The sequence below is a fragment of the Cernens ardua genome (assembly GCF_051251085.1).
GTDB lineage: Bacteria > Pseudomonadota > Gammaproteobacteria > Pseudomonadales > Halomonadaceae > Cernens > Cernens ardua.
In genome coordinates, this window is the sequence record NZ_JBPCZH010000001.1 from 982,060 (window position 1) to 994,691 (window position 12,632).

Annotated in this window: 7 protein-coding genes; 1 reads left to right on the forward strand and 6 read right to left on the reverse strand. The window is 50.0% G+C overall.

The window, feature by feature from the left end; translation table 11 throughout:
• Nucleotides 1–6 precede the first annotated feature (6 nt).
• The 6 genes from alaS to LMG33818_RS04220 all read right to left on the reverse strand — a co-directional run bounded on the left by alaS (nt 7) and on the right by LMG33818_RS04220 (nt 9,332).
• Entirely contained in the window at nt 7–2,613 is a 2,607-nt protein-coding gene (gene alaS, locus LMG33818_RS04195) for an alanine--tRNA ligase (protein ID WP_442322086.1), read from the reverse strand.
• A gap of 364 nt (nt 2,614–2,977) precedes the next feature.
• Entirely contained in the window at nt 2,978–3,532 is a 555-nt protein-coding gene (locus tag LMG33818_RS04200) for a regulatory protein RecX (protein WP_442322087.1), read from the reverse strand.
• Nucleotides 3,533–3,925: 393 nt separating this feature from the next.
• Nucleotides 3,926–4,993, reverse strand: a complete 1,068-nt coding sequence (recA, locus tag LMG33818_RS04205) for a recombinase RecA (RefSeq protein ID WP_442322088.1) — start codon at nt 4,991–4,993, stop codon at nt 3,926–3,928.
• A gap of 326 nt (nt 4,994–5,319) precedes the next feature.
• Entirely contained in the window at nt 5,320–5,847 is a 528-nt protein-coding gene (locus LMG33818_RS04210; RefSeq protein WP_442322089.1) for a CinA family protein, read from the reverse strand.
• A gap of 336 nt (nt 5,848–6,183) precedes the next feature.
• Nucleotides 6,184–6,708 carry an HdeD family acid-resistance protein gene (locus LMG33818_RS04215; RefSeq protein WP_442322090.1) on the reverse strand — a complete coding sequence of 175 codons (525 nt, stop codon included), beginning with the start codon at nt 6,706–6,708 and terminating at the stop codon, nt 6,184–6,186.
• A gap of 209 nt (nt 6,709–6,917) precedes the next feature.
• Complete coding sequence (locus LMG33818_RS04220; RefSeq protein WP_442322091.1) at nt 6,918–9,332, reverse strand: DNA polymerase II; 2,415 nt, start codon at nt 9,330–9,332, stop codon at nt 6,918–6,920.
• Nucleotides 9,333–9,907: 575 nt separating this feature from the next.
• Here LMG33818_RS04220 and mutS point away from each other — a divergent pair.
• Nucleotides 9,908–12,475 carry a DNA mismatch repair protein MutS gene (mutS, locus tag LMG33818_RS04225; RefSeq protein ID WP_442322184.1) on the forward strand — a complete coding sequence of 856 codons (2,568 nt, stop codon included), beginning with the start codon at nt 9,908–9,910 and terminating at the stop codon, nt 12,473–12,475.
• Nucleotides 12,476–12,632: the final 157 nt, after the last annotated feature.

Consider the following 12,632-nt stretch of genomic DNA (forward strand, 5'->3'; position numbering starts at 1 on the left):
AGGCGATCAGGACAACTGTTCTTCAAGCCAGCCAGTGACGCTCTGCAAAGCGCCATTCAGGGCTGCCGGATTGGAACCACCCGCCTGTGCCATATCAGGACGACCACCACCTTTGCCGTCTACCTGTTGGGCTACATAGTTCACCAGCTCACCCGCTTTGACACGCTTCACCAAATCGGAAGTAACACCTGCAATCAGGCTCACCTTGTCCCCCGCAGCGACACTGGCCAGAACAATAATGCCCGAGCCCAGTTTTTGCTTGAGCTGATCCAACATGCCACGAAGATCCTTGGCTGCGACGTCGTCCAGACGTTTCACCAGAACGGAAACGCCAGCAACTTCTTCTTTTTCTGCCAATAGATCAGCGCTCTGCTGACTCGCCAATTTGGCCTTGAATCGCTCAAGTTCCTGTTCCAACTCGGCATTCCTGAGTACCAACGTTTCAAGACGATGTTCGAACTGATCAGGACGCGTTTTCAGCAGTGCTGCCGCCTCGTTTAGACGCACTTGAGACTGTTTCATTTCGTCAAGTGCCGCCTGCCCGGTCAAGGCTTCAACACGACGTACTCCTGCGGCAACACCCGCTTCTGCCACAATATGGCAGACACCGATATCACCGGTGCGAGCCACGTGGGTCCCCCCGCAAAGCTCAATGGAGAAATCATCGGTGCCCATGGTCAATACGCGCACCTGCTCGCCGTATTTGGCTTCGAAAAGGGCACGTGCACCAAGAGCCTTGGCCTCATCCAGCGTCATTAAACGAGTAGTGACCACTGTATTGGCACGGATCTGTTCATTAACGATACGCTCAACCTGTTCCAGTTGCTCATCGGTGATTGGCTCGAAATGGGTGATATCGAAACGAAGACGTTCATCGTTAACCAATGAGCCTTTCTGCTGAACATGACCACCCAGTACCTGACGCAATGCCTCGTGCAGCAAGTGCGTTGCCGAGTGGTTTGCCATGACATGCTCACGGCGACTGTCATCTACTTCAGCAGATATGGCTTCGGCGACATTCAGCACGCCTTCTTCCATTACCCCCTGATGGAGATAAATACCTTTCTGCTTCTGTGTATCCGTGACCTTGAAGCGCCCATTGTCCGTAGTAATCCAACCATGGTCACCCACCTGGCCACCCGCTTCGGCATAGAAGGGAGTGCGGTCCAGAACCACAGTCGCATGCTGACCCGAGGCCAGCATATCGATGGATTCATTCTGATCATTCAGGATAGCGACAACTTTGCCGTTGTCCTTCAGGTGGTCATAACCGGTGAAGGTCGTCTGCCCTTCTATATCCAGTGCTACCGTTTCATTGGTCGAAAAGTGGCTAGCGGCACGGGCACGTTCACGTTGGGCATTCAGCTCACGCTGGAAACCGGGTTCATCCAGTTTCAAACCACGTTCACGTGTGATATCAGCAGTAAGGTCATAGGGGAAACCATAGGTATCGTACAGTTTGAAAATGGTTTCACCATCCAGAGTATCGCCCTTCAGATTTTCGATGGCGTTATCCAACAAACGCATGCCATTATCGAGTGTACGAGCAAACTGCTCTTCCTCTTTAAGAAGAACACGTTCAATCTGTTCACGAGCATCGTGAAGCTCTGGGTAGGCCTCGCCCATCTCTTTGTCCAGCGCATCGACCAGCTTATAGAAGAACGGTTCTCGTGCACCCAGTTTATGGCCATGACGCACGGCACGACGGATAATACGACGTAGCACATAACCGCGCCCTTCATTGCTCGGCAAAACTCCATCACTGATCAGGAATGAACACGAGCGAATGTGGTCGGCGATAACACGCAAGGATGGCTGATTGATTTCACTTTGCCCAGTCAGCTGCGCCGCAGCTTTCAGAAGATTCTGGAAGAGATCAATATCGTAGTTGGAGTGCACGCCCTGCATAATGGCAGAAATACGCTCCAGCCCCATCCCTGTATCAATGGAAGGGTTGGGTAGAGGATGCAGTTCACCGTCGGCATTCTGCTCGGACTGCATGAAGACGAGGTTCCATATTTCGATATAGCGATCCCCGTCCTCTTCTGGCGTTCCCGGAGGGCCACCAGCGACCTCTGGCCCATGATCATAGAAGATTTCCGAGCTAGGGCCACAAGGGCCGGTATCGCCCATCTGCCAGAAGTTGTCTTCGTCCAAACGCGCTACACGGTCAGCGGGAACACCAATTTCATCAATCCAGATCTTAGCCGCTTCATCATCTGTATAGTGAACAGTGACCCATAATTTTTCCCTGGGCAGCTTGAGCACTTCAGTCAGGAATTCCCACGCAAAGTGGATAGCTTCACGTTTGAAATAATCGCCGAAACTGAAATTGCCCAACATTTCAAAGAAGGTATGGTGGCGCGCGGTATAGCCCACATTATCCAGATCATTATGCTTACCGCCCGCACGCACACAACGTTGTACAGAGGTCGCGCGTGAGTAAGGACGTTTATCCTGACCCAAAAATACATCCTTGAAAGGCACCATACCGGCATTAACGAACAGCAGTGTTGGATCGTTATTGGGTACCAAAGAGCTGGAAGGCACACGGGTATGCCCTTTGCTTACGAAAAAATCTTGAAATGCCTGGCGAATTTCTGCGCTTTTCATCGTTATTCCATGGTTGATTCGTGTGGTCGCTATCGTGTGTATCTAACCGAATCGACCCTGACAGAAGTGTGGAAGAAGCGGGAACCGATTGCTGAAGGGTAACTAAATCCTAACATCCCACAACAGACACTTATCGACACGATAAAGAAGACCGATAATATAAAAGAGACCGATAGTATACCTGTTGCACTGACCGTATAAAGGGGGATCGCACAATGATTAATGGGATGTTATGACATTGATCGTTTGGCAAGACAACACCCACGGCAAAAAAAATCTTATACAGCCCCATGCTGAGCCCCTATTCGGGGTTGGCGTAAGGCATTTCCCCCATGCCTACCTAAGGGATGACGCTTCGTTGGCTTCAAGTCAATTGTGCCAAAGCCGCGTAGCTTTGCTCTGCGGAAAAGCCACGCGCCGCGAGGAATCGAAGCTGTTTTGATTTTTCCTTCAATGACGCAGGCGGCTGACCGAATTTTTTCTCCAGCGCTTCTCGTGCCAGAATTTGCCAATCAACTTCGGCGGCTTCAATCGCCATTGAGATCAATGCTGATGACACACCACGCTCACGCAGGCCGGCTTCTATCTTGATCGGTCCCTGCCCCCTCGCACTTCGTGACCTGACAAAAATCTCGCAAAAACGCTCATCCGATTGCAGCCCATCCCGTTGTAGCATCGCAATGGCTTCATCAATGTCTGCCTCTGGATATGCATGCGTTTTCAGTTTTCGCTTTAGTTCAAATACCGAATGTTCACGCGGTGCCAGCAGCATAATGCTTCGGTCATAGGCAGAAGGCTGATCTCGCTCATCACTCAAGGCTCTTCTTGGGGCTGATTCAGTAACAAACAAATCCTCTTCCGGGGAGGTTTTAACATCATTATTCCGGTAAAATTCATCCTTTTCCGTTGTTATACTCATCTAACCTCCTCCGATGATCTTTTCATCATGACCTATCCGTCCAGACGCTTGTTGTATCCAAGACATCTACGTAGAGACATAGTGGCCTTCATGCCTCATCCGTCATTATCTCTATTTGGTCCCACTTGCTTTGTGTCCGGTTTCTCAGAAAAGAAACAACCAATCAAACGATGACGGAGCTAACCTTGTAAAACTTCATCAAAGGCCGCCCTGTCTGAAAATAAACAGCAAGACCCAAACGACCACAAATGAAAATGCATGCTTTGGGCGGTAGAAAGATACAAAAACGGAGCCATACAGACTCCGTTTTGGGCAACGCTTTTTAATTTCGTCGTGAAGCCGCTTTTTTGAAAGCTCTCATATCTCCCTTCACGACAATGAAAGGCGAAAGCGTTACAGCAGTGAATCCTGATCTTCGCTCAGAGCTGGATCAGCAACATCGGCTTGCTCTTCCGCTTCCGTACTCGGCGTATTCAATAGCTGAGCACGAATCTGCTGCTCGATTTCTTCCATAATCTCGGGATTATCGGTAAGGAACTGCGCCGCATTAGCCTTCCCCTGACCAATCTTGTTGTTCTTATAGCTGTACCAGGCACCTGCCTTGTCTACCAGGCCACACTGTACACCCAGATCCACAACCTCACCGGCATGGTAGATTCCCTGTCCATACAGGATCTGGAATTCTGTCTGGCGGAACGGAGGTGCAACCTTGTTTTTCACTACTTTGACGCGGGTTTCATTACCAACAACCTCATCGCCCTGCTTGACTGAACCGATACGGCGAATGTCCAAACGTACACTTGAATAAAATTTAAGCGCATTACCGCCAGTTGTAGTTTCGGGACTACCGAACATGACACCGATTTTCATACGAATCTGGTTAACAAACATGACCAGACAGTTGGCGCTCTTGATATGACCGGTAATCTTGCGCAGTGCCTGAGACATCAAACGTGCCTGCAAGCCCACATGGGAATCACCCATTTCGCCTTCGATTTCGGCACGTGGTGTTAGTGCTGCTACAGAGTCAACGATAATGACGTCTACCCCACCGGAACGCACCAGCATATCGCAGATTTCGAGTGCCTGTTCACCAGTGTCTGGCTGAGACATCAACAGGTCGTCCAGATTGACACCCAACTTTTCTGCGTAGGTGGGATCCAATGCATGCTCAGCATCAATGAAGGCACAGGTTTTACCCTGCTTTTGTGCCTGTGCAATGACGGACAGAGTAATCGTGGTTTTACCAGAAGATTCAGGCCCGTAAATTTCAACAATACGGCCATACGGGAGGCCGCCGATTCCCAGCGCGACATCCAGCCCAAGCGAGCCAGTAGAAACCGAAGGGATGGTCACACGCGGCGCTTCTCCCATGCGCATGACAGCACCTTTGCCGAATTGTTTTTCAATCTGCGACAATGCCGCATTGAGCGCTTTGCTACGATTTTCGTCCTGTGCCATGTGCTATATCCGTAATGAAGATCGGTAATAAAAAGATCGTAAACTATATAAAGTAACTACCTGACAAACAAAGTAACTACTTGAGAGATAAAGTGAATACCTGAAAGCGTTATCGCATTGTGCCGATAGCAACAGGCGATTTTGCATCAGCTATCAGCTATTGCTGTTATCTGCGCCATCAACCGCTTATTGTCATTAACCGCTTATTACGGTCGCCAAGCGGTGCATTTCATGATGTTATCCTGATGAAGGAGAAACAGGGTTTATATACATGTGTTTATATACAGCATTGTAACCCCATTTTCCTCATGTTGCCAATCATTGTTTCAGCGCTTCAAATACTCAATGAAACCTTGAAGAGCTACGCATACAGCCTGAGCACGAATACCTGTGCGATCACCTTCGAAAAGATATTTCCTGGATGTCTGATGATAACAATTGCCCCAGGCAAACCAGACTGTGCCTACGGGCTTTTCAACCGAGCCTCCCCCTGGGCCTGCTATACCGCTAATGGCAACCCCCAGATCGGCACCGCTTTCTTCACAAGCCCCCTTGACCATTTGCTCCACCACTTCGGCGCTTACCGCTCCCTTGGTTGCAAGAGCATATTCGTTAACACCAAGTAAACGTTGTTTAGTGGCATTGGAATAGGTAACGTAGCCCGTTTCAAACCATTGAGAGCTGCCACTGATTGCCGTAATAGCCTCAGCAACCCAGCCGCCGGTACAGGATTCAGCCGTCGTCAATTGCCACTGTTTATCCGAAGCGAGCTGCCCTACTATCGTAGCCAAAGCAGCGTGTTGCTGTAGAAAGGCAATAAGCCGGGTGGAATCTGCTGTATCTGGCGATGTCATGTCTACTCTCTTTCATTTCTCTTTCATTTCTCTTTCATTGCTCTTTCATTGAATCCCGCTTATGGATGCTTTCTTATCAGCCTCTCTTTTATCGGCAGCAAACAAAAGAATTTTAGGGCGAATCAGGTGAGCAGGGAAAATACAAGACAAATGCCAGCTCACCCCTGCCCACAGAAATCGATGCGCACCAGGCATTCTCTTGATCTCACACAATCGTGCATGCGATCAGGCATTCAACAGCACTTACGACCTCCCTCCCGTGCACTCACACCTGAAAACGGGTGCGCAAGAGGATTAGATCGTTGAACTGCCCCATGAAGATAACGACATTGTGCTTCAGAAACGTGACTTCAAGGATAATCCCAACAGAATGAAGCTAATGCCCTGGAAGAGCAGGTCAAATGCAAGGAACATACCGATAACCCAGAGGCCAGTGACAGGCCAGCCCGCTACCAGCATGATCCCCAGAAGTGCCGTAATGATACTGGAGACAATAACCCAGCCTCGATTGTTATGAACCGCACCCAGGGAGAATAATCGGGAAATACCGGAAAAGATCAACATGATTCCCAGCCACAGTGTCAGGACTGATGAAAATACAAGTGGATTGCTGAGTGCCAATATGCCCGCTATGGCATAAAGAAGACCGGCAACAATCCAGAAAACACGATGGCTGTGTTGCTGAAAGCCATGAATGATCTGCAACACCCCTGCCACCAACATGAAAATTCCCACAATGTAGATGGAAACAGCAGTAGTGGCGACCAGATTCCCCATCGCGATAATACCGATGATCAGCATGATGATGCCGATACCAAGTGTCCACTTCCATGAAGAGGGTGTGCCTATAGGATTGCTCATAATGTATTCCTTATTGCCATTTCAAAAATTGGATGTTATCCGAATGATAGTCTAAGCGTACGCTTCTTTTTGATGCATATGAACCATATTGGTGCCACTTGCAAAATAATGCCTTAACGGATCCAACGATATTGGAAATTCTGTGCGCTTCAGTACTGGGTAACAAGAGCTACAAGGTTATAACACGACAAGACGGCAAAACTATAAGGCTACAACAGCGTGATTTGATCGGAGATGAGAGTATCAAAGTCCTCATCAACAAATGGTAAAATCCCGTCAGCAACAGGTTTAAGTTGGCGCATGACATACAATTCAACATCCAGAGGTGAAGAATGACATTCCAGCGGCTCTGGTCCATTGACGGTCATGACATAACTGATCCAGCCTCCGCGTTGATACTGTTGAGGACGTCCATGGGCAACATTGTATTCATCCGCCATGATCGCTGCTCTGACCTGAGGTGGCACATTGCGTTTATACTCGGATAGAGGTCTCCGAATACGCTTACGGAAGACCATGTCCTCCTCCCATTCGCTGCGGCGGGTACGATCGACGAATTCCCGGACATAGTCTACATATGGCTGTTTTTTGAATATTCGAGCATAGAGCTCACGTTGAAAGCGTTGGGCCAGCGGTGTCCAGTCACTGCGCACCGTTTCCAGACCTTTGAAAATGACATCAGATGATGCGTTAAGTGGCTTCACCAGCCCTGCATAACGTTTTTTGCTGCCTTCGTTTGTTCCCCTGATTGTTGGCATTAAAAAACGGCTGAAATGACGTTCATATTGAAGCTCCAAAACACTTTCCACACAAAGCTCTTCGGCCAGCGTCTGTTTCCACCATGCATTGACTTTCTTTACCAGTTCCTTGCCGTAGACCATCGCGTCTTCTTCGCTGTACGGGCGTTTTAGCCAGATAAATACCGAATCCGTGTCACCATAAATGACATCGACGCCCTGCCTTTCAATATAATCACGGGTTCGCTGAATGATTTCGTGTCCACGCAAAGTGATTGAAGAGGCCAGGCGCGTATCGAAAAAACGGCAAGAGGGTGAGCCCAGCACGCCATAACATGCATTCATGATGATTTTCAGTGCCTGCGACAAAGGCACATTACCTTGTGATTTGGCCTCTTCACGCCCCTCCCATAACTGCGCGATAATGGCAGGCAATGCATGATGCGTACGCGAAAAGTGCGCCCCTCGGTACCCTTCGACCGTTGTCATCGATAGTTCGGCGTGATCCTCCTGACCTGCATCCGCCTTCTGCGTGCCGTGTACCGTAGCCAGCCCTTCCACCAAACCAACAGGATCAATCAAAAAGGTGCGAATGATTGAGGGATACAGGCTCTTGAAATCAAGCACCAGCACTGAATCATAAAGCCCGGGGCGCGAATCCATGACAAAACCACCAGGGCTTGCCATGATTTCCTGCTCCCCTACACTCGGCGCAACGCGGCCCAAACGGTGCATCTTCGGTAAATAAAGATGAGAAAAAGCGGCAACGGAACCACCCATTCTGTCTGCTTCAAGCCCGGTCACACTGGCCCGTTCCAATAGAAAAGTGATTAACGCCGTGTGTTCAAAAATCCGCGTCACCAGCTCACAATCCTTCAGGTTGTACATGGCAAGGGAGGCCTTGTCTTCAGCAAACAATCGCAGAATTTCGTCCAACCGTTGATAGGGCGTCGAAATCGCCTTGCCGTCCCCCAATAACGTCTGTGACACTGCTTCGAGACTAAATGACGGAAAGTGCCAGAACGCACTTTTCAAGGCATCTATACCATCAATGACCAAACGCCCAACAATGTCCGCAAAGACTTTTTTACCCCCCGCCCCGCCTTTTCGAAGCCCCGGCTCGCTGCCATCACGCCCCAGGGCCAGCCGGACATTAGCTCTTTTGGCCTCTTTGATCAGCACTTGCAAATCAAACTGAATCACATTCCAGCCAATCAGAACATCCGGATCATAGCCCTGAAGCCATTCGACAAAGGATTCAATAACAGCTTTACGAGTGTCACCATAATGCAGGGACATATCCTGACGCGTCAGTTCACCACTGGGTGGCCCTAGCATAAAAACATGGCGCTCACTGCCCCCTTGAACGCCAATCGAATAGAGTTCACCCTTTCCTGAGGTTTCAATATCCAGCGATACCATTCTTAAAGGGGGACGATAATCGGGGTCAGGCCGCAACTGCACATTGCTCCATCGCTCAGAAGATAACCGGTGCCCGATAAATCGAACAGGTGCCGTAATTCCCCGTTCCATCAGGTAGCGATCCGCCGGGCGTATATCCTCTTCGTAAACACGAACACCGGCGGATTTCAACTGTCGAGTCACCTGCAGCAAGGTGCGATACCGAAGGCTGTAAAGCCCCATTACCGTCTGGCCTTCGAAGTTTTTCAACGTCAATGGACGCAGCGAACCCCCCTGAAATGACTGTAAGAGAGGCTCGGCCTGTGAGAGTTGGTGTTCGGGAATAAAAGCCACACACTCGGCAGGTTTGAGTTCAACGTGAACGGGGCCGTAGTCGGTAGCCAACCAGGCGCTCACCACGACTCCCTGAGGGGTATCCCGCCAGTGGCGCGTGAGGAGGAACCCTCGATGAAAATCAGCATTCACGTGGAATTCTGTTCCTGTTCATAAAACCCCAAGTCATAAACCCTCGGTGCATAACACTATTTATAAAAAACGACTTTCGTGAAAACTACTATCCATGAAAACTACCGTTCGTACCATTACTGTTCATACCACTACTGGGCAGAAGAAGGCTATACAGGAAGTCATTGACTAAAAAGCTATCCCTCAAAACAGGATCATGCGAATTCAGGAGGAGCCTCATAGAGGTAGTTCATATGGACATTGCCCATCAGGCACTTTTTTTATGCATGAGCCCAGCGGCTTCAAATACGATATTCACATACAACATTCACATACGACAAATACCCTGTTGAAACATGGATCATATAAATACATCAGGTAAAAAAGAATGATAAAGACGTCCATTTTATAACAGGTGCATCCATGTCATTCAGGGTTTCGTGTTACTCTTATGACCTCCGGACAGGTACATATTTATCCCATTAACGACGATTGGGCTTTCACGTATCCGTTCCTGTCATTTCAACCTCAATGTTCCACATCAGGAGTTCAGCGAGACCGTGGCTTCCAGCGATTCTTCATCCCAGCATACGCCCATGATCGCCCAGTATCTGAAAATCAAGCACGAACATCGTAATGTGCTGCTGTTTTATCGGATGGGGGATTTTTATGAGCTTTTCTTCGATGATGCCAAACGGGCCGCAGAACTATTGGATATTACGTTAACCGCGCGGGGAAGCTCCAATGGCGCACCGATTCCCATGGCAGGAGTTCCCTTCCATAGTGCGGAATCCTATCTTGCCCGCCTGGTAAAAATGGGCGAATCCGTTGCCATTTGTGAACAGATCGGTGATCCAGCCACCAGTAAAGGACCTGTTGAGCGCCGCGTTGTCCGCATTGTGACACCGGGAACGCTGCACGATGAAGCCCTGTTGGATGCGAGCCGCGATAATCTGTTGGTAGCGATCTCCAGCCGCCCGGCAGACAAGGGCGTACCTACTGAATCACGCCAGTGGGGTATCTCTTGGCTCGAATTGGCAAGTGGTCGTTTTGGTGCTCTCGAAGTCACCGGCGATGTTGAGCTGTTGGCTGAGTTGCAACGATTGAATCCTGCAGAGCTTTTAGTGCCGGAAACCCTACCTTTACCTGAAGGACTGGAAAAGCGTCAGGGCTTGCGTCGTCAGAGCGACTGGCTATTTGATCTCCAAAGCGCTGAACGCATGCTGTGCGATCAATTGCAGGTACAGGATCTTAAAGGGTTTGGCGCTGACCATTTGACCGATGGCATACGTGCAGCCGGGGCATTGCTCGATTACGCGCGTGACACGCAACGTGGCGCCCTTCCCCATGTGACGCAACTGAGTGTGGAACAGCGAGATGAAGCGGTTGTGATTGATGCAGCCAGCCGAAGAAACCTTGAAATCGACATCAATCTGGGGGGCACCGGCACCAATACACTGGCATCAGTATTGGATACAACGGCAACCCCTATGGGCGGACGCCTTTTACGGCGATGGCTGAATAGGCCTTTGCGCCAGCAACATCGTGTCGAAGCACGTCAGGCCGCCGTCGCTGCCTTGATTGAAGCGGATGCCATTGATCTTTTTCATGGCCCTCTAAAACGGATCGGGGATATCGAACGTATCCTCGCCCGTGTGGCCTTGAAAAGTGCTCGTCCACGCGATTTGGCCCGATTACGCGATGCACTGGCAGAATTGCCTGAACTGGCCCAGTCCCTTGCCAATTTCGCATCGGGAAGCATCCTCGATGAATTACGCCAGCATATCGTCCCCTATCCTGAACTGGCTGATACATTGGCAAACGCGATTATCGAAACACCTCCCGCTGTGATCCGTGACGGGGGCGTAATCAAGGCCGGTTACGATGCAGAATTGGATGAATACCGCGGCTTGAGCGAGCACGCGGGGGATTACCTGGTCTCCCTCGAGACCCGGGAAAAGGCACGGACAGGGCTAAGTGGCCTGAAAGTCGGCTATAACCGAGTGCACGGATATTTCATTGAAATTCCCCGCGGTCAGGCACAGGAAGCTCCCCCCGAATACATTCGCCGCCAGACTCTGAAAAATGCCGAGCGCTTTATTATTCCAGAGCTCAAAGAGTTTGAAGACAAAGCCCTCTCCGCAAAGTCCCGGGCATTGGCGCGTGAAAAACTGCTTTACGATGGGTTGCTTGATCAGCTGAATACCTATTTGCGTGAACTGACGGATACAGCGGCTTCATTGTCAGCACTGGACGTTCTTACGGCCTTTGCGGATCGAGCCATTGCGCTGGACTTCACACGACCAAACCTTCAGAAAGAAGCGGGTATGGAAGTCATTCAAGGGCGCCACCCTGTGGTAGAACATGTGTCTACAACGCCGTTTGTTCCCAATGATCTGATCTTTAATGAGACACACCGCATGTGTGTGATTACTGGCCCCAACATGGGGGGTAAATCAACCTACATGCGTCAGAATGCACTGATTGCTCTGCTCAGCTACACCGGTAGTTTTGTGCCTGCCGAGCGTGTGGATATTGGCCCCATTGATCGCATCTTTACCCGCATCGGATCCAGCGACGATCTCGCCGGTGGCCGTTCCACTTTCATGGTGGAAATGACTGAAACTGCCAATATTCTCCACAATGCCACAGAAGAGAGTCTGGTATTGATGGATGAGATTGGTCGCGGCACCAGTACTTTTGATGGCCTTTCACTTGCTTGGGCTGCCGCTGAAGAGCTTGCTAGCCTGCGTGCCTTCACGTTATTTGCGACCCATTATTTCGAGCTGACACGACTCGCTGAACAACACCCGAGTATCACCAACCTGCATTTGACGGCCGCTGAACATGGTGAAGGTATCGTCTTTATGCACCGTGTTGAGCAGGGCCCGGCCAGCCAGAGTTACGGGTTGCAGGTCGCACAGCTGGCAGGTGTTCCTCGCCACGTGATCCAGCGCGCGCGTGAAGAACTTCAGCATTTGGAAGCCAGTTCACGGGAAGAAACAGATAACGTGCAAAGATCACATGATACGGCACCTGTGCAGGATGACCTATTCGCACATCCCCCTCATCCAGTAGTAGATGCATTGGAAACAGTGGATGTAGATAACCTCAGCCCGCGGCAGGCCATGGAGTTACTCTATCAATTGAAAGGGTTGCTTTAAGGGTAATTTTATCAAGTGCTCGACGATAATCGTGTCAGCCCCTAGAATAGCCCCCAAAAGAGCCTCTTTCGCTGGGCCGTGAAAGGCAGGCAATAAAATAAATTCGGATAGATTTATAATAGCGCGTGAAAATTCAGCGTTCATGGGCGATCACAGC